18 protein-coding genes are annotated in these 22,600 nt (G+C 44.6%); 11 read left to right on the forward strand and 7 right to left on the reverse strand.

What is annotated here, in order from left to right:
- Window positions 1-125 precede the first annotated feature (125 nt).
- The 5 genes from Q0890_RS10530 to ggt all read right to left on the reverse strand — a co-directional run bounded on the left by Q0890_RS10530 (window position 126) and on the right by ggt (window position 6,820).
- Window positions 126-911: an FAD-binding oxidoreductase gene (locus Q0890_RS10530; RefSeq protein WP_299220527.1), complete on the reverse strand. Its 786-nt coding sequence runs from the start codon at window positions 909-911 to the stop codon at window positions 126-128.
- Between the two features lie 226 nt (window positions 912-1,137).
- Window positions 1,138-2,349, reverse strand: a complete 1,212-nt coding sequence (gene glcF, locus Q0890_RS10535) for a glycolate oxidase subunit GlcF (protein ID WP_299220530.1) — start codon at window positions 2,347-2,349, stop codon at window positions 1,138-1,140.
- Window positions 2,350-2,361: 12 nt separating this feature from the next.
- Entirely contained in the window at window positions 2,362-3,420 is a 1,059-nt protein-coding gene (gene glcE / locus Q0890_RS10540; RefSeq protein ID WP_299220533.1) for a glycolate oxidase subunit GlcE, read from the reverse strand.
- Entirely contained in the window at window positions 3,417-4,898 is a 1,482-nt protein-coding gene (locus Q0890_RS10545; protein WP_299220536.1) for an FAD-linked oxidase C-terminal domain-containing protein, read from the reverse strand. Before Q0890_RS10545 ends, glcE begins: the two co-directional genes overlap by 4 nt.
- A 50-nt stretch (window positions 4,899-4,948) precedes the next feature.
- A complete protein-coding gene (gene ggt / locus Q0890_RS10550) occupies window positions 4,949-6,820 on the reverse strand; it encodes a gamma-glutamyltransferase (RefSeq protein ID WP_345832194.1) in 1,872 nt (623 codons plus the stop codon).
- 416 nt (window positions 6,821-7,236) lie between these two features.
- Here ggt and Q0890_RS10555 point away from each other — a divergent pair, with 416 nt between their 5' ends.
- A complete protein-coding gene (locus Q0890_RS10555) occupies window positions 7,237-9,132 on the forward strand; it encodes a hypothetical protein (RefSeq protein WP_299220542.1) in 1,896 nt (631 codons plus the stop codon).
- A gap of 47 nt (window positions 9,133-9,179) precedes the next feature.
- Window positions 9,180-10,769, forward strand: coding sequence for a hypothetical protein (locus Q0890_RS10560; RefSeq protein WP_299220545.1), 1,590 nt, complete (start codon window positions 9,180-9,182; stop codon window positions 10,767-10,769).
- 170 nt (window positions 10,770-10,939) lie between these two features.
- Here the strand turns inward: Q0890_RS10560 and Q0890_RS10565 are convergent, their stop codons facing one another.
- On the reverse strand, window positions 10,940-11,512 hold the full coding sequence (locus Q0890_RS10565) for a hypothetical protein (RefSeq protein WP_299220548.1): 573 nt from the start codon (window positions 11,510-11,512) through the stop codon (window positions 10,940-10,942).
- A 216-nt stretch (window positions 11,513-11,728) separates the two neighbouring features.
- Between Q0890_RS10565 and Q0890_RS10570 the strand changes: the two genes are divergently transcribed.
- Complete coding sequence (locus tag Q0890_RS10570) at window positions 11,729-12,415, forward strand: response regulator transcription factor (protein WP_299220551.1); 687 nt, start codon at window positions 11,729-11,731, stop codon at window positions 12,413-12,415.
- Window positions 12,415-13,965 carry an ATP-binding protein gene (locus tag Q0890_RS10575; RefSeq protein ID WP_299220554.1) on the forward strand — a complete coding sequence of 517 codons (1,551 nt, stop codon included), beginning with the start codon at window positions 12,415-12,417 and terminating at the stop codon, window positions 13,963-13,965. The genes Q0890_RS10570 and Q0890_RS10575 overlap by 1 nt, the downstream gene beginning before the upstream one ends.
- Window positions 13,966-14,066: 101 nt before the next feature.
- Here the strand turns inward: Q0890_RS10575 and Q0890_RS10580 are convergent, their stop codons facing one another.
- Entirely contained in the window at window positions 14,067-14,723 is a 657-nt protein-coding gene (locus tag Q0890_RS10580; RefSeq protein ID WP_299220557.1) for a hypothetical protein, read from the reverse strand.
- Between the two features lie 343 nt (window positions 14,724-15,066).
- Between Q0890_RS10580 and Q0890_RS10585 the strand changes: the two genes are divergently transcribed.
- The 7 genes from Q0890_RS10585 (at window position 15,067) to Q0890_RS13700 (ending at window position 22,536) form a co-directional block, all read left to right on the forward strand.
- A complete protein-coding gene (locus Q0890_RS10585; protein ID WP_299220559.1) occupies window positions 15,067-16,218 on the forward strand; it encodes an acyl-CoA dehydrogenase family protein in 1,152 nt (383 codons plus the stop codon).
- Between the two features lie 61 nt (window positions 16,219-16,279).
- Entirely contained in the window at window positions 16,280-17,485 is a 1,206-nt protein-coding gene (locus Q0890_RS10590; protein WP_299220883.1) for an acetyl-CoA C-acetyltransferase, read from the forward strand.
- Between the two features lie 54 nt (window positions 17,486-17,539).
- The gene (locus Q0890_RS10595; RefSeq protein WP_299220561.1) at window positions 17,540-19,726 is read left to right on the forward strand and encodes a 3-hydroxyacyl-CoA dehydrogenase NAD-binding domain-containing protein; all 2,187 of its coding nucleotides are present in this window, start codon (window positions 17,540-17,542) and stop codon (window positions 19,724-19,726) included.
- Window positions 19,719-20,831 carry a CaiB/BaiF CoA-transferase family protein gene (locus Q0890_RS10600; RefSeq protein WP_299220562.1) on the forward strand — a complete coding sequence of 371 codons (1,113 nt, stop codon included), beginning with the start codon at window positions 19,719-19,721 and terminating at the stop codon, window positions 20,829-20,831. The genes Q0890_RS10595 and Q0890_RS10600 overlap by 8 nt, the downstream gene beginning before the upstream one ends.
- Before the next feature lie 139 nt (window positions 20,832-20,970).
- Window positions 20,971-22,038, forward strand: coding sequence for a maleylacetate reductase (locus Q0890_RS10605; protein ID WP_299220563.1), 1,068 nt, complete (start codon window positions 20,971-20,973; stop codon window positions 22,036-22,038).
- 56 nt (window positions 22,039-22,094) lie between these two features.
- Window positions 22,095-22,241, forward strand: coding sequence for a hypothetical protein (locus Q0890_RS10610; RefSeq protein ID WP_299220886.1), 147 nt, complete (start codon window positions 22,095-22,097; stop codon window positions 22,239-22,241).
- Window positions 22,242-22,395: 154 nt separating this feature from the next.
- Window positions 22,396-22,536 carry a chlorhexidine efflux transporter gene (locus Q0890_RS13700; protein WP_367276846.1) on the forward strand — a complete coding sequence of 47 codons (141 nt, stop codon included), beginning with the start codon at window positions 22,396-22,398 and terminating at the stop codon, window positions 22,534-22,536.
- Window positions 22,537-22,600 lie beyond the last annotated feature (64 nt).

Raw genomic sequence — 22,600 nt, forward strand, 5'->3', positions numbered from 1 at the left:
TCCAGATTTGCGGCAAAATTTTGATATGATTTTGATATAAAAGTGTTTTTTAGGTTGGCAAAGTATATAACGAAGATTTAACACGCCCTAGTCTTTGCCCAATTTATAATGTTTTGACAACCCACCTATCTGAACCGGGCAAGCTGATAAGGTTTGGGATCAATAATATGACTTTCATCAAAATAGTATTCGGCAATCATTTTTGCACTGACAACAGCTTGTGTTAAGCCTAAATGCTGATGGCCAAAGTTTAAAAACTCACGCTCAATCTTATCTATAACAGGTAGAGAGTCAAAGGTTGATGGCCGAAAGCCCATCCATGGCACATTATCGTTGGAATTTAGGGGAGTCTTTAGCATAGGCTGTGCGTGCTGTAAGAATATATGCGCTCGTTGCATATTGGCAGGAGCTTCAAGTCCTGCATATTCTACTGTGCCCGCCAAACGTAAACCCTCCTGCATCGGTGTCATCACAATGCGCCGATCTAGACTGGTTACGGGAGTCTGTATGCATCTGCTTTCATGAGGTAACATCAAATGATAACCACGTTCGGTATCTAAAGGAACATTGACCCCCGTTAATTGTTTAGCCAAGGTTTTTGAATGAGCACCTGCCGATAAGATCACTTTGGAGGCGGTGATATCCCCTTGATTGGTCTTCAAGCGAATGCCATCTACATCAGTGTGCGCTTCAAGGACCCGGCAATGTTCAATAATCTCACCACCAAGGTGTCTAAAAGTGCTGCTAAGCTGATTGATTACCGCAGTTAAATTGGTGATATGTCCTGTGTTTGGGAAAAACAACGCCGCTAATTGATTATCTTGTAAGGCGGGTTCATGTTCTAATAGCATCTCTTTGGTCAGTAGTTCATTGGTCACACCAACATTGTTAAGACGCTTGCCTTGGGTCATGAGCAGATCAATGCCACTTGTTTTTCAGTAGTCAACAATGAACCTTTTACCTCTATCCAATCGTTTAATTGCCACTGGTTGGCAAAGTCTAGCCATGCTTGAAGGCAGTTAGTATTTAAATTTAGCAGAATACTAAGCTCAGAAAATATCCAGAGAATTTAACTACCTTTATCTTCATTTGTAAATAAGGAGATTCAACTTAATTTACCTATTATCGTAAATTTAGCTACTGCGGATCCAACAATTCAATCCAGTGCTTCACTGGTACGCTTGATCGGCTACTTAAGTGGAGTTGGCAACCTATATTAGCGGTTACTATCTGCTCTGGATAACCAATCGTCAAGTCCGCAAGCTTATTGGTTAGTAACTGCTGACTCAGCTTAGGCTGCAGTATTGAGTAAGTCCCAGCAGAGCCGCAACATAAATGCTTGTCTTTAGTAGGCGTGAGCTCAACGCCTGCCTGCTGCAATATCCGTTCAACTAAGCCGCCCAGCTGCTGGGCATGTTGCAAAGAGCAAGGGCAGTGTACGGCTGTTTTGCGCCCTTTATCTTGCAATTGCAGCCGACTCAGATCTTCCTTAACTAATATTTCTCCAAGATCACGGGTAAGCTCACTTACTCGTTTCGCTTTGGTGGCATAAGCTGGGTCATACTGTAGCTTTTCGCCGTAGTCTTTGACCATTGAACCGCAGCCAGACGCACTGATGACAATGGCCTCTACGCCTGATTCAATATAGGGCCACCACGCATCGATGTTGCGGCGCATGAATGCCAGCCCCTCTTCATGGGCGGACATGTGATAGCTGACGGCACCGCAGCACCCTGCTTTGGGCGCAGTAAATAAGCTAATACCTAATTTATCAAGTACACGAGCGGCTATAATATTGGTGTTTGGCGTTGCTGAAGGCTGAGCACATCCGGCTAATACCAACATTTGGCGTGAATGCTGCTGTATTGGCATAGGAAGTTTGTTTTGTCTCGTTGGCACTGTCGCTTTTAGGCTGCTTGGCAATATAGGCCGTACTGATTGCCCTAGGCGTAACAAAAATCCGAAGCGATGAGCGTAGGGTAATACCTTACGAATTAGCCAACGTAGTAGCTTTTGCTGTAGCGGTCGCTCTAATTGCTCCTCCATAATGCCGCGGCCTATTTCGGCTAGGCGACCGTATTTCACGCCAGAGGGACAGGTGGTTTCGCAGCTACGACAGGTTAGACAACGATCTAAGTGTGTTTGCGTTTTTTCGCTAACGTTACCGGTCTCAAGCAGTTGTTTGACCAAATAAATTCGTCCACGTGGGCCATCTCTTTCATCGCCTAATTCTTGATAAGTAGGACAGGTGGCATTACAAAACCCGCAGTGTACGCAGCTACGTAATATAGAGTCGGCCTCTTCGATTTCTGGATGATCTATATACTTCACATTAATTTGGGTACGCATAACGTTTTCCTATTACATCCAACTATAGAGACGACCTGGATTAAAAATACCCATCGGATCAAAAGTCTGTTTGAGCCGTTGATGGAGTCCGCGCAGTACCTCAGGCTGAGTATGAAACACCTCTTGTAACCGATTACCACCACGGTAAAGGCTCACTTGACCACCCATACTCTTGGCAAGTGCTTCCAATGATTCAGTATCAAAATCACCGCGCAGCCAGCGTTGACTGCCGCCCCAATCTAGCAGCCACTCTTTATCTGACAATACATGCTCAGCATTACTATTGACTGAAAACCGCCATAGAGGCGCACGATCCGCAAAGTAACCTAATTGCTGCTCACGTAGCTGTGTCCATAGATTATTACCTTCTTCTAATACCACGCCTTGCCATTGCTTAACAGTGCTCTCAACGGCACTACGCGCGCCCTCTAAACGTAGATAAAGGTGATTGTCAAACCAACAAGCAGCCGTCAAAGGATTTGGCAATCCTGCCAAACGGTTCATCTCTTTAATAGCCTGCGCGGCATCTATTTCGCGTTTGAGGGTGAGAGAAGCGGCAGGTTTGGGCATGACCTTTAGGCTGACTTCGCTAATGACTCCTAAAGTCCCCATTGCTCCAGCCTGCATTCTTGAGACATCGTAGCCGGCGACGTTTTTCATCACCTGACCACCAAAGCGCAGCGCCTCGCCTCGACCATTAATCAGGCGAATACCAAGAACATGATCTCTTATTGAACCATTCCAAGGACGTCCTGGTCCTGATAAATGACAAGCTAGCGTGCCACCTAAAGTAGCCTGTCCATCAAATAGTGGCGGCTCAAACGCCAGTCTTTGATTGTGTTCACTCAAGGCGTCATTAATCTGGGTTAACGGCGTGCCTGCTCGTGCAGTCAACACCAGCTCAATCGGCTCGTAGCTCACAATACCTCTGTGCTCAGCGATATTAAGCGGGACACCATTGGGCGTGCGACCCATAAATTCCTTGCTGCCACCGCCAACTATTTGTAATTTGCTACCCTCACTACTGGCTTGTTTGATATGCTCAATTAGCTCGGCACTGATATCTTTCATGCCGGTGCTCCCTGTTGTGGCGGCTGACGCACAGAGTCGTCCATTATCTTATCAAGCGCCCGATATTCCTGACAATTTTTTAGGACAGGGATGCCTTTACCTGGATTAAGCGTACCAACAGGATCAAAAGCGGACTTAATAGCATGAAATTGGCGCAATTCCTGCTCATTAAATTGCACACGCATTTGGCGGATTTTTTCTACACCGACGCCATGCTCACCAGTGATACAACCGCCCACTTTGACACAAAGCTCTAAGATACGAGCGCCAAACTCCTCAGTTTTCTCAAGCTGACCTGGCATATTGGCATCGAATAATATCAGTGGATGCAAGTTACCATCACCCGCATGAAAGACATTGGCCACACGCAAGTTATAATGCTCCGAGAGTTTTTGCATTTCAGTCAACACATAAGCCAGCTGGCCACGAGGAATAGTACCATCCATGCAATAGTAGTCGGGTGAGATGCGGCCTACTGCTGGAAAGGCGGACTTACGACCTTTCCATAACAACGCACGTTCCGCCTCGTTTTGAGAAACTCGAGTTGAGGTGGCTCCTAGTTGGGTCAAGAGCTGCTCAACTTCGATGATTTGCTCTTGAACTTCCGCCGCCGTACCATCTAATTCACATAGTAGTAGCGCCTTTGCATCGGTAGGATAACCGGCTTGAGCAAAAGCTTCAGCTGCGATAATGGCATAGCTATCCATCATCTCAAGCCCCGCTGGGATAATGCCTTTAGCAATGATACCGCCTACCGCATCGCCTGCTGTCTGAACATCATTAAAAGCGGCCATAATAACCTGTGCCTTTTCAGGACTGGGTAATAATTTGACTGTCACTTCAGTGACTACGCCAAGCAAACCCTCAGAGCCCGTTATCAAGGCCATCAGATCAATGCCGTTACTGTCTAGCCCCTCACTTCCAATGCTGATTAGCTCTCCTTCGACAGTGACCATCTCGACCTTTAATAAGTTGTGAGTCGTCAGCCCGTACTTGAGACAGTGTACGCCGCCTGAGTTTTCGGCGACGTTGCCGCCTATCGTACAAGCAATTTGAGAGGAGGGGTCCGGACCATAATATAAGCCATGTACGGAGGCTGCTTCACTGATGGCTAAGTTACGTACGCCGGGTTGCAAGCGTGCCGTACGTGCTAAAGGATCTATCTCTAGGATATGCTTAAAACGTGACAGTACTAGCAGTACACCATCGGGGTTGGGCATGGCTCCAGCGCAAAGACCTGTGCCTGCCCCGCGAGCGACCACCGGAATCTGGTAGCGATGACAAATACGCATGACTTCTTGTATCTGCTCGACCGTATCTGGCAGAACGACTAGCAGCGGCATATCGCAATAGACAGACAAACCATCACATTCAAAAGGCTTTTGAGTTTCCTCATCACTGATCACGTATTCAGGCTCAATAAAAGCGCGAAACATAGTCGCTAATGTGGTTTTGTCAGGTCTTTTGCTCTCAATCATACGGCCCCCCTTAGCTTAGGATCTGCTGAACACCCACTTTGTTACCCGATTTAATACCCAACCACCGCCGCATCGACAATACGTGGATCAGATGAGCCGTAGACACCATTTGGCGTCAACATAATGGACTGCGTTGAGCCCATTGTGGCTTTTGGACTGACCGTATGTCCCATGGATTCAAGTTTTTTAACCGTGTCAATATTCAGAGCTTTTTCAGTACGAATCTCATCCGGCAACCATTGGTCATGAATACGCGGCGCATGAGTGGCTTCAGCGATATTCATATCGTGGTCGATGACGTTCGAGATGATTTGGGTGACGGTAGTAATGATACGGCTACCGCCGGGGCTGCCAGTCACGATATAAGGCTTGTCGTTTTTAAACACCAATGTTGGACTCATCGAGGATAGTGGACGTTTATTGGCTTCTACGCTATTTGCCTCACCGCCTAATAAGCCATAACCATTAGGCGTGCCTGGCTTAGCCGAAAAGTCGTCCATCTCGTTATTAAGTAATATGCCGGTACCATCAGCAACAAGACCAGTGCCGTAAGAGAAATTCAACGTATAAGTATTGGCGATCGCATTACCGTCCTTATCAACGATAGAGAAATGCGTGGTTTGATCGCTCTCGTAGGGCAGTGGATTATTGGCTTTGATCGTGGCTGCTGGCGTGGCTTTGTCCGGATTAATTAATGTACGGAGCTCATCAGCATACGCTTGAGCGGTGAGGCCGCTGGCAGGTACATCGATGAAATCAGAATCTCCTAAATACTCAGCTCGATCGGCATAAGCCAGTTGCATGGCCTCAGCCATCAAATGAATGGTTTGTGCACTATTTTGCCCGTAGTCTTTGAGCGGATAGCCTTCTAAGATATTTAAAATCTGCACGATGTGAATACCACCAGAAGAGGGCGGCGGCATCGAGACAATCTCATAACCGCGGTAGTCTCCTTTCACTGGCTCGCGAGCGATGGCTTCATAATTGGCCAAATCCTGCAAGCTCATACTGCCGCCAGCGTCATTAACAGCCTTGACCAGCTTGCTTGCAGTTTCACCTTTATAAAAGCCATCAGCACCTTGTGCAGCAATGAGTTTTAACGAGCGAGCAAGTTCGGGCTGCTTTAAGCGTTCACCTGGTTGATAGGCGCTGCCATCTGCTTTAAAAAATATTTTTTGGGTGCTCGGCCATTTCTGCAAGCGATCGCTCAAGGCTTCTAGCGACTCCGACAAACCAGCAGTAACCTCTATACCATCTTCAGCCAATGCAATGGCGGGCGCCATTACTTGTCCGCGGCTCATGGTGCCATGATCTTCTAACGCCTTTAATAATCCTGCGACTGTCCCCGGCACACCAATAGCCAAGCCATGAAAGCGAGACAAATCACTGACGGCATTGCCTTCTTCATCAAGATACATATCACGCGAGGCGCTGCTTGGCGCTTTTTCACGGTAATCGAGCGCTACCGTTTTGCCCTTCTCGGCATCATAAATCATCATAAAGCCGCCGCCGCCGATATTTCCAGCGCGCGGTAAGGTAACGGCTAAGGCAAAGCCAACAGCGACGCCAGCATCAACGGCATTGCCACCGTCTTTCAAAATCTTTAAGCCAATGTCAGAAGCCAATGCTTCTTGAGTGGCGACCATGCCGTTCTTTGCCCAGACCGGATGATGGATAGCATCTTCAGAGTAGATGGCTTGATCGGCTTTGGCATTGCTAGTCGTTGAGGTAAGCGTATTGGTTTTCGCTCGGGTGATGCGCTGAGTCTCAAGTACGACCGTTGGGTTGTCCGCCATGATGGCAAGATTGATTGCACTGGTATTGATTGAGGTGTTATTTATTGTATTACCATCAGTTGGTGCAACGGGTTCAAGCGCATGAGCAGATACAGACAGTAATAGTGTACTGCTAACCAACAGCATCGCAGATTTTAAGGTTGTTTTTACCAGTGCTTTATTGTGACGGTTTTGAGAAGAAGCGGTATCGTTGTGAGAGTGAAAAGATAATTTTGGCATCGCAAAGTCCTTTTTACGAGTAGGTGAGCAATTAGGCGGAAGTAAAAATAAGTAGATACGTAGATAATAATGAATATAGCAGCTAGCACAAGCCGAAATTTAGCTTTTGTTTTTAATATTGCTAATTGGTCGCAAATGACATTGCTAAGAAAATTTCTGCGAACTAGCTGCTTCAATCCTTAAAGAATTTGAGCTTTTTGGAAAATCAATCTTAATATACCAATTGTTATTTTACGCATAAGTCACTAATTTGTAATCTTTTGTGCTATAAATAATAACGCTCGTAATGGCGTTGCTATCGTTCCCTGAATAAAAGGATTTTTATGTCATCAAATCACTCTAATAATAGCGATCGACAGTGTCTATCTGAACCAGTGCCACATAACTCATCTCATAATGCTCAAGACAACCATCATTTACCTAGATTGTTATCCATGACAGGTTGTATGCTGCTCGGCAGTGCATCTTTTGTGCTTTCAGGTTGTCAATCAAGCCCAACGGTAACACCGTCTGCTACTACATCAGAAGTGCTTATCAACTTTGAAAACTCAGACACCGCACTTATCCAATCACAAGGTCAAGCGTTTAATGCTAGCTTAAATGCCAAGTCTGAGCGTTACGAACAATTATTCAATCAAGCCAAATATCCCAATACGGAGAATCAAGCCAAGTCACATTTACTTGCCGCCATTCGTAAGCATTTAGCCACTGAGCACGTAGCCGTCGCACAAGCCAACTATCATATGGCACCTTTTATTGATCCAGATAGCATTGATGCAGGGTCTAGTAGTCTTCTGAAAACGATTATAGAAGCCTACGCTTATAAAAAGGCAGCCTCAGACGATTATGACTCAGATTACGATTCAGATTATGACGAGTATATTGAAGCCGAAGCTGTAGAAGAAGTTTATGATAATGATGGCTACGATCAAGACGGCTATGATGAGTATGGCTATGATCGATATGGAGACAGTATAGACAGTGATGATGACAATGAGGTAAGTAATGGTGTGCTATCAAAGATGGCAGACTTTAACCCTAAAGAGCTAGCTAAGAGCTATGAGGCTGTACAAAAGGCCAAGCAGCAAAAAGAGAGTACGAACGACGAAAGCCATCCTTCGTCAAAAGGTATGATTGGCCAAGTTCTAAGTATGATTCATCGTACGCCTGAGCAGATAGCGGCATCGAATGCTTATCAATATCAAAACTTAACGTTCCATAGTGTCAGTCGATACAAGCCCAAACAACGACAGCTGCAAAGTGTTTATAGCTACGAGTACATCACACCAACGATTAGCTCATCCGTACAAATACCGCTCGCATTCGATTTTAATAACAGTCGCATCGCGGTAGATCCATCAGCAATCATGCCTATTATGGCACTTGTCAATCCTGAGAAAACGCCATTACCTAACGAGATGGCATCGCACACCGTAAGCTTTGGATTACCAGAGAGTATTACAACACAGTTGCCACCGTCAGTGCTTTATGATGCGGCGATTGATGCTGTACAAAATAGTATGGCAGAGCTCGCGCCTGAGCATTTTAGTGCAGTAGATATTCGTAATGATATGTTTGCCAAAGAAGTCGGTGCGAGTCGGGCGGTAAAGGTATATTTTGGCAGCAAGCAAAGCGGTGAGATGATCGGCAAGACCTTAAAGTATATGACCCAATCACTACAAGATCATGTCGATGCCAATCCACAGAGATATCCTGATGGTGCCATGCTAAAAGCGGCGCTTGCTAAGTTGCAGCTATACAACAAAGGCTATCAAAGTGCAGATGTGGGCGCGTTATTACAGCTAATCGAAGCCATCGCTCCTATCTCATTTAATCAGGTAAATTATTATTATCTAGACAGCTCAGATCGCATGCTTGCTAAGCAGCAACGTACCAATATAGGTAGCGATTTGATGGGTTCAACTACTACTGTACTAAACCAAATACGCTACGATAAAGCCAGCTTTAATAACCATACGCTAACGCCTTTATTGGCGGAGTCTTTTGGCGCAAATGCCAAACCTGCTATCGATGGCAACGCGTGGATGGCCGAGCAACGTCAACAGAGAGATAGACTGCAAGCGGCTCGTTATGCACGCTATGAATATGACGATAGTAGCTTAAGTGATGATGAAAGCAGTGGTTACGGTGATGACAGTAGCAACTATGAGAATGGTGAATACGACGAAGCTAAAGATGATACTGACAAAGGAAAATAAATAATCCTACTTTGTTATGTTTAAGCCCATATTTATAAGGATAAAAAATGAAAATAGTACATCAAGCCATCGTAAGTAGTATTCCGTTAACTAGACTTCCATCAATTATTAAAGGCAGTGTATTATTTAGCAGTGCGCTTTTAACGGGAGCATTGTTATTAACGGGTTGCCAATCTACCAGCTTGAGCCAATCCAACGCTATAACAGCAAAGCACACGCCAGCTGCGGCCAAAAAAGCATTGGCAACCGCGCTACAAAAGCAACGTCGTCAGTCTTTTAGCTATCATGCCAATCTTGAGATTAGTAACGATCAGCAATTTACCAATATAAATGCCAAGAATTTAGTCGGCTCAGATGATATTTATGATTACTGTGAAGACACCCATGATCAAGCGTATGCAGCATTAGTAACCCAAGCGGAAACCCAGAATAAAGATATCGAAGCTGCTAGTTATGACACGCAGCGAACGGCACTTAAACAGTCTTACCTTGAATGCGCAGCTGCCTATCAAGCATGGGAAGATAATCCGTACGATAGTAATATCAACGTATCGTCTCATTACCAACAGCTATTTGACAATTATGACAACAAATCAACACCGAAAGATATCAAAAAAACGCAGTTGCTAGATGCTTACTTGTTAAAACCGTTATCTATAAACTCGCAAGGTGTCTATCAGCCTATGGCTGGCAAGGCTACGATGCTCGCAAGCGTACAGTACCAAGCGCGCAATCATCAAAGCAGTATCAATCAGCCCATCTATGTAGATTTTAAAAACGGTAATATTTATCTATGGGCAGATAACTTTGCGATGCTCAATTCAGAAATGTTAGACGATAAGCTCGGTACAAAATGGCGAAATAAGTGGTTAAAAATAGTCATTAATGACGGCACACTGCCTAAAGGCTTTGGCAATGAATTGATAAAAAGCCACTTTGCTGCGTTAGATACTACATTCGATAGCGCATCTATTAGCCAGTTTGATTATGTCGTCCCTAATACATTAGCGTCACTTACTCCCAAGCTGCCCACGCATCAACTGTCAGCAACGCTGGCAAGCGATGAAGTCATTCGCCGTGTACAAAGCGCTGCAAGCTATGAGCAATTTTACCAAGACTATATGCGTATTTTTTATGATCGTATTACTAAGAAATATCCAGAATTAGTCAAGGATAATAAGACTTACCAAGCAACCACCGCAAGTTCTGATAAATTCACCAGCAAAGCGTTAGTGCAGCAAATGTTAGCAATGATAAAAGGACGCATAGATAGCGAGGTTGAGACATCAGAAGCTGAGATAGAAGTGAGATCAACGGTGCAAGAGCTGTACGGATTTGATAAACGTGGTCGGCTCAAATGGCAGCATCTGCGTAGTGAGTTTGCAAACAAAACCAACTCTGATAAGAATATGGTAATGGATATCTTGCAGCAGTATTCCGCTATACGTCCTCAGGACAAGGCATTTCCTAACTTACCAAGTGATATGCAAGTGCCGAACGTGATTAATAGTGTCGATGTGCGCGAGTATGGTGATGAGCTGATGCAGTATTATCGCGATGGTAATGGCACTGCGATGGGTAAGATGGTGTTTGACATGTTACCGATGGCTAAAGAGCGTCTTGGTTCGATCGATTGAAGACTGATTAAAGACTGATTGAAAGTAGGTAAGTTTAGTTTGATTGACCTTTGTTGAGATAGACAACGAAAAAGCGCACCGTTCATACGATGCGCTTTTTTGTGTCTGATATGATACTTAGACTAACGAGATAGTCAGTATGGCCATAACGTTATGATAACTGACATATTTTAGTTCTGCATTTTTTGACGATCCAAGCCTTTATCACCTTTAGTCATTCTATCAGCCATAATTGCTTCAAGCTTTTGACGCTGCTCAGCGGTGAGTACTTGCATTATCGCGCTGCGGTTTTGTATACGGCTGCCAGAATTATTTTGTCTAATAGTAGCGATCTGCGCTCGCTGCGTTGCTGTTAGATTCAATTCTGATAAAGGACTGTTTTTACCACCTTTATTATGCGAGTGGCGATGTCCTTTAGCTTGTCTTTCTGACTTTAAAGTTTCAAGTTGAGCGCGCTGCTCTGCTGTCAGTATCGCTAGCATTGCTTCACGATTTTGCATACGTTCGCTGCGGTTGTTTTGTTTAAGTGCTTGTAGTTGCGCCTGCTGCGTGGCCGTTAGATCTAGCTGCGACAATGGACCTCTCATGCCGCCTTTATGCATGCCATCTTTCATACCTGTTTTATGATGCTGCATTTTACTGGTCGTTGGCGCTGTGTCCGTGGTTGCGTTGACACTCGTACAAGCGGTAACTGCTAATACGCTAGACATTGCTAGTGCTGAACCCATTAATAATTTTTTCATAATACTATCCTTCTTTAATTTGATTTAATAAATAATCAATGGCTTATTCCGTTAGGAAGACGATAAGCAATACTTGTTATTGATAGGTGCTATCTTACGACAGTTAAAGGTTGCGAACATTTATGAAGTATTAAGAAAGGTAACGTTTATAGCGTATGGACAAGCACATGCCTGATAATATGGGTGATAACGCTATTAAGGCTCAAGGAGACAGATGTGCCAAATATATTGCTAGGTGATGATGACGAAGAGTTGACCCAGTTATTACAAGAATACTTGCACAATCATGGCATTCAATGTGGTTGCGTCCATGATGGTGAAGCGGTCATCCAGAAACTAAAAGCCGCGTCTAATAATACTTCTGCTTATGATTTGCTGGTGCTCGATATTATGATGCCAAAAATCAATGGCCTCAGTGTGCTGCGTCATTTGCCAAATATTAGTGATATCCCCGTCATTATGTTGACCGCAAAAGGTGAAGAGATCGATCGCATTATTGGGCTTGAGCTTGGCGCTGATGATTACATTACTAAACCCTGCAATCCGCGCGAACTACTGGCACGCATCAATGCCGTTATCAAGCGCACTAATGCGGCGGCATCAGAGCATACTCCGTTACCAGAGAGTCGTTTGCATCTGGATCAAAATCGGCGGCTTTGTCAGATAGATGGTGTAGAGCTACAAGTGACGGGGACAGAGTTTGATTTATTGGTCGCGCTACTCAAACAAAAAGGCGAGGTGGTGAGTAAGGCGTGGCTATCAGAGCATGTGTTGCAGCGTAAACTGCAGCCGTTCGATCGTAGCCTGGATGTACATGTCTCGCGCCTGCGCAAAAAACTCCAACCTTTTCATGATGAGCCTATCAAAGCGATTCGTGGTAAAGGCTATCAGCTGGTACTGTAATGACACATTCCTCAAATACTTCTATATTTCAACCCAGAATCACGCTGTTTTGGCGTTTGTTTCTGAGCCTGTTATTAACGATTCTGATCACCTCTATTTTATCTATCGTGGTGGAGCGCTGGCTGGTTGAAAAAGCGCTGACGGCTCGCATGGATGTACAAATTGATAGTTTATTAATTAAGCGTCAAGAGATGGTTGAGGCGTTACAAGTGGGTGATTTAACTACCGTTAGGCAGATGTATCGTGAAGACCGATGGCTGATGAATCAAATCAGAGTCTACGACGAGCAAGGTGCCATTATATTTCCGCGTTATCGAGATAGAGAGGAGCGTAGGCAAGAACATAGGCAAGAACATAGACAAGAGCAGATGCCAGGTGGAAGGCAGGTAATGAGGCCTTCATTAATGCCACCGATTCGTGCAAATATAGCTAATCCCGATAGTCGTCCTGAATTGGCTGACGTGACGGTCGTCTTTCCAGATGAACAGACTGTCATTATACAATTGCGTCCGCATCTGCGTTTTGCCGATGTTGTAGCGCTGCAACGCGGCAATTTCCCGATACGTTTATTACTGATTATCCTTTTTAGCGTCTTGGTTTGTATTTGGCTGAGTCGCACGCTGACCCATCGTATTCGCCGTGTGCAACATACGGTCCACCGTATGATTGACGGCGATTATCAGGCTAGTCCCAATTTATCTAAGATGGGAGATGATGAGCTTGGTTTGCTTGCAAAAGACGTGGCCAAGCTATCAGCACGACTGGCGGAGAGTGAGCTGGCACGCAAGCAGATGCTCAGTGATATCTCGCATGAGCTGCGCTCACCACTAGCACGGCTTGACGTTGCGACTGAGCTGACACGGGATTTTGCGCCCAATGCCAATCGTTACCTTGATCGTATTGATAAAGAATCTGCGCGGATGAATGAGCTGATTGAGCAAATCATTCATATTCAGTCCCTGCAAATGCAGCAATATACTATCGACAATTTAGAAAATGAAGAGGTTAATATTGCTGAAATTATCAGTGAGATTGGACAAGATGTTTGCTTTGAGTTTCAGCACAAAAATGTACACTGGCAATGGCAGCCGGATGATTCATTATTGACAGATACTTCATTGATCATGTCATCATCAGCCATGTCTTTATCAGCGACTTCTCCAGAAACTCCTTGGACAGTGCTTGGCAATCAAGAACAGCTACACAGTGCGCTTGAAAATATCATTCGTAATGCATTTATGCACACTGCAGCTGATTCAACAGTTATTGCTGAGATTAAACAAGCAGAGATGGACGGCAAAAAAACGGCTATTCAAGTCCGCATCATAGACGAAGGCGGCGGCGTTGCAGAGCAAGACTTGCAGCGTATTTTTCAGCCCTTTGTACGGCTAGATTCTGCCCGTCATCGCGAAACTGGCGGTTATGGATTAGGACTGGCGATCGTCCATGCCGTGGTGATGGCGCACAAAGGTCAGATTCATGTCTACAATCGGCAAGATGGTATACAAGGATTGGTGGTGCAGATTGTGTTGCCCGCCTATTCTGCGTAATTTGCATAGCAGTTACCTGCACAGCAATATAAATTGTCTTACTAGCAGAACTTATGGCCATTTAATTGAATGGCCGTTTTAGATAAGCTATTTTAAAAAAGCTATTTAAGTGCAATCGTATAGCTCTGTGGCTTGTCTTGCAAATTGTAAGCTTCAATGGCTTGTAATTTGAACTCGTTACGATCGTAAAGGCTAGGTTCATCAGCAGCTCTTGACTCGAGCAGATTCATGGTGGAGTAATAGTTTTCATCTGAAAAATCACCAAAAAGATTTTTGGCAATATAGTTTAAGTACTTTCTATTATGTCCATTTATCTGAAACTTCGTGCGGTAGTTGTCTTTTTCGCGATCAATAACCAGTGTATCGGTTATCTCTAACCGCGACGGGCAGTTAAAACAGCCTGGAACAAACTGTACGTCTTGAATATCAACTTGGCTGAGCAAATCCTGAGTCTTGGTAGTTTGACTATTATAGTTCACGTTGGAGGTAGTAGAATATTTGCAGCTTTTACTGTCTATTATTTTAATTTCATTGATCTGATTTTTCTTATTTGTTTTTACAATAAGCCTGCAATCATTAAGCTCACGATTGCCATATTTGCCGGAGCTTTGTTTTTTCAATCCTAACTGATACTTCTTGTTCAGTGTGTGTATGCTTTTGCCTAAGGAGCTTGGCGCAATAAAGCTTTGATAATCTGCTGCATGGACAGGTATAGAGATAGTGGCGATTAAGCCAGATATTAATAACGTGTTCTTCATAACGTAGACCTAAATTTCAAGAGCATTAGCCAACTTAATACAACCATTAATAAGGTGTTTTAAGTCAGCTTTGTAAGCTTGACGTAATTATAGTCAACTTATTATCTGAATGCCATCACCATAAAAAAGCCCCAATAAGGGGTTTTTGCGTAATTATGATGTCATAGAGTGGGTTAAGGCAATGATTAAAAACATAATAACCTCGCTTGCAATTAACGGTACTGGCTAATAATCAATAAAGTTAATGACCTAGTAGTTCATGAGCTTTGGTTTGGCAGGCATTGTATAAACAAGTATAGTAAATAATTAAATTATCTAGTAACCCAAGACCAAGGATGGATCAATGACTATTGCATGCTTTAAGCCCAAATGGATGGATGAAGAAATTGAAATGCTGCACGAGAGTGCGCTCAAAGTATTTAGAGATTGGGAAGCACACGATGAGAAGTGGCGTGAAAACGGTATGCTCGATCGGGAAGCTTGGCTAGAAGCAGGCGAGATGGGATTTTTATGTGCCTCTATGCCAGAAGAATACGGCGGGGCGGGCGGTGACTTTCGTCATGAAGCCGCGCTGATTTATGCGCAATCAGAAGCCAATCAAGCAGGCTTCGGTGGCTTTTTGCATTCAGGCATCGTCGCCCCTTATATTTTGCATCATGGTACTGAAGCGCAAAAGCAGGCGTGGCTACCCAAAATGGCAACAGGAGAGTTAATCGGCGCGATTGCTATGACTGAGCCGGGCACAGGCTCAGATTTGCAAAACATCAAGACCTACGCAGTCAAAGAAGGCGATGATTATATTATCAATGGTTCAAAGACCTTTATCACTAACGGTCAATTGGGTAATTTAATTATCGTTGCTTGCAAAACTGACCGATCTCTTGGCGCTAAGGGCGTATCGCTTATCGTTGTCGAAACCGATAATGCTCCGGGGTTTGAGCGTGGCAAGAAGCTCAAAAAACTTGGTATGGCATCGCAAGATACTTCTGAGTTGTTCTTCAATAATATGCGCGTGCCGCAAGCCAATTTATTGGGTACGGTTGAAGGATTAGGTTTTGCGCAATTGATGCAAGAATTACCGCAAGAGCGTTTGATCGTAGCGCTGGCAGCGATTGGGGCGATGAAATTAGCACTGGACTTGACCATTGACTATACCAAAGAGCGCACCGCTTTTGGCAAGCCAGTATGGAGCTTTCAAAATACCCGCTTTAAGCTGGCAGAATGTAACAGCCAGTATATTGCCTCAAGTGCCTTATGTGATGCTGCTATTGAAGCATTGGTCGAAAATGAGCTCACGGTACAGCATGCTGCGTTAATCAAATACTGGGTGACCGAAAAGCAATGTATCGTGATGGATGAGTGCGTGCAGTTATTTGGCGGTTATGGCTATATGATGGAATATCCGATTGCACGTTTGTACGCTGATGCACGGGTACAAAAAATCTATGGCGGCACCAACGAGATTATGAAAGAGCTGGCGTCACGCTTTATGTAAGCGATTCGTTTTTTCAATTTTCATCAAAACCATTTCATCAAGACTATAAGGACATAGCATGATTCAGACGGCTTATATTTACGATGCCATCCGCACCCCTCGCGGTAAAGGTAAAGCAGGAGGCAGCTTAAATCAAGCGACCCCTATTTGGCTGGTACGCACCTTACTTAATGCCATGCAACAGCGCAATGATTTAGACACTAGCTTGGTCGATGATGTGGTGCTCGGCTGTGTGACCCCAATCGGTGAACAGGGTGCAGATATTGCCCGTATTGCGGTGCTGGATGCGGGCTGGCATGAAACCGTCGCCGGCGTGACATTGTCGCGGTTTTGCGCATCAGGCCTTGAGTCCATCAATTTGGCCGCAAGTAAAATCATGTCAGGTATGGAGGACATGGTCGTTGCAGGCGGTGTCGAATCAATGAGCCGTGTAAAAATGGGCGCAGATGGTGGCGCTTGGTTTATGGATCCGCGGGTAAATTCTGTGACTGGCTTTGCCCCGCAAGGCGTTGGAGCCGATACCATTGCGACGCTTGAAGGGTTTAGTCGTATGGATGTCGATGCCTTTGCTACCAAGTCGCATCACCGTGCTGCTAACGCTTGGGCTGCTGGCTATTACGACAATGCGGTAATACCTGTGCATGATTTGAATGGTCGCTTGCTGCTTGATAAAGATGAAACCATCCGTCCCGATACGACAGTCGGTACTTTAGCGGGACTCAAGCCTTCCTTTGCCCAGCTTGGCGCGATGGGCTTTGATAGCGTCTTGCTGGATAAATATACCAGCATTGAGCGTATCAATCATGTGCATCATGCTGGTAATTCCTCTGGTATCGTTGATGGCGCTGCGCTTTGCCTTTTGGGGAGCGAAGCTGCGGGTAAAAAAGCAGGATTGCGTCCGCGTGCAAAAGTCATTATGGCGTCGGTCATTGGCTCTGAGCCCTCTATTATGCTGACCGGTCCGACACCTGCTTGTCAAAAGGCGCTCAAAAAAGCCGGTATGACGGCAGCCGATATTGATCTATGGGAAATCAATGAAGCGTTCGCCGCGATACCGATGAAGACGGCGAAAGATTTGGGCGTTTCATTGGACAAAGTCAACGTTAATGGTGGCGCTATTGCGATGGGACACCCGCTAGGAGCTACCGGAGCTATGCTGCTTACCACTGTGCTTGAAGAGTTAGAGCGCCGTGATTTAAAAACGGCGATGATTACGCTTTGTGTCGGTGGCGGTATGGGCATCGCGACTATCATTGAGCGTGTATAAGCTATCTGTAAAACAATGGTTAAATAATAAGTTTGAATTTAAAAAGGAATAATAATGAGCATGGATTGCACCCCAACGATCAATAAGTTGGCAGATTTTTCTGCTGAGCGTGACGATGACAATATCGTAACAGTCACTATCAACCAAACCGAGCGTCAGATGAATGTGATTGATGATACTTTTAATCAATCATTTTCAGTATTGGTCGATGCTTTTATAAACGATGAGACGGCTAAAGGGCTTATCTTAACGTCAGGTAAAGACAGCTTTATCGTTGGCGCAGATATTGACCAGCTCGCGAGTATTCAAACCCACAAGCAAGCGTTTGAATTGGCGGAGTCGCTCAAAGCCAGCCTGCGCAAGCTTGAAAAATCTGGCAAACCGGTCGTTGCCGCGATGACAGGTTCAGCGCTTGGTGGCGGGTTAGAGGTTGCTTTGGGCTGTCATTATCGTGTCGCTATTGATTCAGCTAAAACCAAACTTGGACTGCCCGAGGTGAAATTAGGCTTACTACCTGGTGGCGGTGGTACTCAGCGTCTGATGCGCCTACTCGGTATGCAAAAGTCGCTTGAGATGATGACTCAAGGTAAAATTATCAGTGCTAACGCTGCCAAAGAGAGTGGGTTTATTGATGCGATAGCCAGTGACACAGACGACATGTTAAACCAAGCTAAAGCGTGGATTAAGGCCAATCCTGACGCGCAGCAACCGTGGGACAAAAAAGGCTTTAGTATCCCAGGTGGCAATGCGAATCATCCAAAGAACGCGCAAATGCTCTCCGTTGCCCCAGCTATGGCGTACCAAAAATCTCACGGCAATTATCCCGCCATTACCCATATTATGTCTTGCGTATTTGAAGGTAGCTTGCTTGCTATCGATGCTGCCCTTGAGGTCGAATCGAGCTACTTTGCCGCTTGTGTGCTCTCGCCTGAATCTAACAATTTAATCACTTCTATGTGGACGCAATTAAACCAGATTAAAAAAGGACAATCACGTCCTAACGGTTTTGATCGTCAAAAAGTAAATAAGGTTGCGGTACTTGGTGCAGGCATGATGGGTGCTGGGATTGCGTATATCGCTGCCAAAGCGGGCATCAATGTGGTGCTATTAGATACCAGTATTGAAAATGCTAATAAGGGTAAACAGTATTCAGAAAAACTATTAGACAAAACCATCAATCGTGGACGCTCAAACGAGACCAAAAAAGAAGCGTTATTAAGTAAAATTCAAACTACCATATCTTATGATGATATTGCAGACTGTGATTTAGTCATCGAAGCGGTATTCGAAGACCGCGATATCAAAGCCAAGTGTACCGAGCAAGCAGAAGCCGTCATTGCTGAAACGGTCGTCTATGCGTCTAATACGTCGACCATTCCCATTACGAGCTTAGCCATTGCAAGTAAACGTCCGTCGCAATTTATCGGGCTGCACTTTTTCTCACCAGTCGATAAGATGCCTTTGGTTGAGATTATCATGGGCGAGCAGACGGATGATGCAACCTTAGCGAAAGCTTTTGATTTTGTCTTGCAAATTGGCAAAACGCCTATCGTCGTCAACGACAGTCGCGGCTTTTATACCTCGCGCGTATTTGGTACGTATGTGTCAGAAGGTATTGCGATGTTAGGTGAGGGCGTACATCCTCGACGAATTGAAGTGGCTGGTCTTAAAGCTGGTATGCCAATGCCGCCGCTTGCACTGCAAGATGAGGTGTCGCTCGATTTATCATTGCGTATCAAAGAGCAGACCAAAAAAGATACGCTCAGCGAGGGTAAAGGATGGGTCAGTCATCCGGCAGAAACGGTACTCAAAGTGATTGCAAAAGACCACGAGCGCTTAGGTAAAAAGGTCGGCAAAGGCTTTTATGATTATTCGCAGAGTTCAGAGGGTAAGAGAGATAAGCAGTTATGGCCAAAACTGACTGAGTTATTTCCATCCGTTGATGAGCAGCCAGATATGGAGGAGCTGATAGATCGCCTGCTCTATATCCAAGCCAACGAATCGGCGCGCTGTTATGAGGAAAATGTCTTGCGCTCTGTTGCGGAAGGTAATGTAGGGTCAATCTTTGGGTGGGGTTTCGCCCCGCCTCAAGGGGGGACGCTACAGTTTATCAATGCGACAGGAATAGAAAATTTCGTTAAGCGTAGTCATGAGCTGGCCGCTAAGTTTGGTGCGCGTTTTAAGCCTGCACAAATTTTGATAGAAATGGCAAAAAAAGGCGAGGTGTTTTCAGATGGCTAATACAGATGTAGTATCGAATAACTCAATACCCAGTACAATGACAGACATGATGTCTGACTGCCTAACTGGTCTTAAAGTTGTGGATCTCACCCGTAATCTCCCTGGTCCATTCGCGACGCGCTTACTTGCCGATCTAGGTGCAAAAATCGTTAAAATTGAACCAGAAAATGGCGACCCAGGACGTGCGTTTGGTGAGTTGTTTAAAGCTTTAAACCATGGTAAACATTGCGAAAAGGTGGATTTTCGTAGTGAAGCAGGCATCGAAGCAATAAAAGCGCACATCAAAGATGCAGACGTGATGCTTGATAGTTTTCGTCCCGAAGTACTTGTTGGCATGGGTTTAGATGCTGCTACTTTACATGCTATTAATCCAAAACTGGTGATGGTTTCTATCACAGGCTACGGTATTCCAGAAGCGCTTGATGCTACAGGTAAGTCTTGGGCAGCAAAGGCTGGGCATGATATCAACTTTATGGCAATGAGCGGCACCCTTGATCAACTCAAAACAGAATCAGGGGATCAAGCTATGCCCAATATGCAGTTTGCAGATTTGGCTGGTGGTAGTGATACTGCAGTGATCGCCTTACTGGCAGCGGTACTTGCCGCTAAAAATACTGGTCGCGGCCGACACATTGCCGTGAGTATGACACATAGCTTGTATCATCATCTGGTCATGCCAAAAGCAACGGCCGATATGATGCAAAGCATAAATGGGCAACGCCCAGAGCCTCAGAATGACTTCTTGGGAGGGTGGCTGCCGTGCTATCGGTTGTACAAAACACAAGATGGTCGCCACATGGCAGTCGGCTCTTTAGAATTTAAATTTTGGCAATTATTATGCGAGACCTTAGCTTTGTCTGAACACGTTGATGCTCATTGGCAGCGTGGATCAATGTCCAATACGAAAGAGAGCCAAGCGGCAGAAAAAGCAATGACAGAGAGATTTGCGAGTCAAACGATGGCGCATTGGCAAAGGGTATTCGCAGAGGTTGATGCTTGCGTAACCCCAGTACTTAATTTGGCAGAAGCTCAAAGCCATCCTTTGTTTGCGCATCAAGACAAGTATCAAGCGACTGCCAGCTGGCAGGTTATTGCTTGTGTATAAACTCAATTAAACGTCATTGATATTTCATTTTAAGCAAACGGTTTTAATCAGCATCAGAAAATCTAGGCTTTAACTTTAAATACTAACAGTATTCCAGCACATCTCAAGCGAGACCTGCTTTGCAAAACAGGACGATATTATGAAAGATTTTCATTATCAAGCGTTACCGCTCGACGTTCATTTTGGGAACGGTAAGTCAGCTGAAGCCAAAGATATACTGATAAAGCATGGTTATTATAACGTTTTAATAATTACGACACCGGGCCAAAAAGAGGCGGGTCAGAAGTTATCGCAGCAACTACAAGAGATTTCAGCAGGCGTGTATCCGCACGCTGTCATGCATGTTCCGGTAGAAGTCGCGGATAAGGCGGTAGAGTTTGCCCGATCAAACGACATTGATTGTTGTTTGGCTTTGGGCGGTGGCTCTACGATTGGACTTGCCAAAGCCATTGCCTTAAAGACGCATTTACCGATAGTCACCATACCTACTACCTATTCAGGTAGCGAGATGACGACTATTTATGGCATCACTGAAAACAATCTAAAGACCACAGGTAAGGATATTCACATCCTACCCAAAGTAGTGATTTATGATCCAGAGCTAAACCTAACCTTGCCTGCGCAAATCTCGGCTTGTTCAGGTATGAATGCTATGGCACATGCGGTAGAGGCGCTATATGCCGAAGATAAAAACCCAATCGTCAGTCTCATGGCGATTGAGTCTATCAAAGCATTAAAGTTTGCTTTGCCTATGATTGTAGATGACTTGAGCGATATTTCAGCACGCCAGAAAGCAACCTATGGTGCTTGGCTTGCCGGGGTTTGTCTAGGATCAGTTGGAATGGCTATTCATCATAAGATTTGCCATACGTTGGGTGGCACATATAATCTGTCACATGCTCAAGCACACGCCATTACGCTTGCGTATTCAGTGCATTACAACCGTAACGCTGATATTGAAGCCATGGATCGATTGGCAGAGGCTTTAGGTGTTAGTAGCCGTGAAGAGGTCGGTTTAGCAGTCTACCGTTTAAATCAATCCTTAAAGATTCCGATGGCACTAAAAGACACTGGTCTACCCAAAGAGGGCCCAGCTAACGTGGCACAAATTGTCTGTGATAGTCCTTATTATAATCCTCGTGATTATGACTATGAGGAATTAAAAGATTTATTAAATAAAGCGTATCAAGGACTACCTCCTGCTTAAGAGTGACATGAGAGTTGTCGTTCGGCGCAAACGATTTATTATGGTCATCTAGTGAAGTGCATGCACGTAAACCTTTGTTTTATGACGAGATAAATAATGGTATTCATTATTCTAACGCCGTTTTATTTAATGCCATTTCTAAAGTCTATCGTAATATTAAAAAAGCCATTATGGATATCTGTCTTATGAAACTACAGGTTTAATATTGTCTTTGAGAAGGGAGTGATCAGATTTAAGCGCAGTACTTTTAGACTAAGCGATAAGGGCGCTTCATGTTTTATTTTTGAGAGTGGTCTGCTAGTGCTCTATTTACCAATGATGGGGTATCTTCATATTAGCCTATAACAAGCTTTTATTATGGAAGCGTCATTGGTTGTACTTTATCTGGTTTATACTTTCTCTTATAACTGGGCTTATGACAAGATTTTCCCAATACCGTATGTTAACTATGAAAAAATAAAGCGGTATCTATGTAAACCAAAGCTATTCATCGAGTGATTTGTAATGTTGATGGATGCTAGAATAGACTATAAATTTAAAGTTATCACCTCGATAAAATTCG

This window comes from uncultured Psychrobacter sp., from assembly GCF_947488565.1.
In the GTDB taxonomy this organism is placed as follows: domain Bacteria; phylum Pseudomonadota; class Gammaproteobacteria; order Pseudomonadales; family Moraxellaceae; genus Psychrobacter; species Psychrobacter saeujeotis.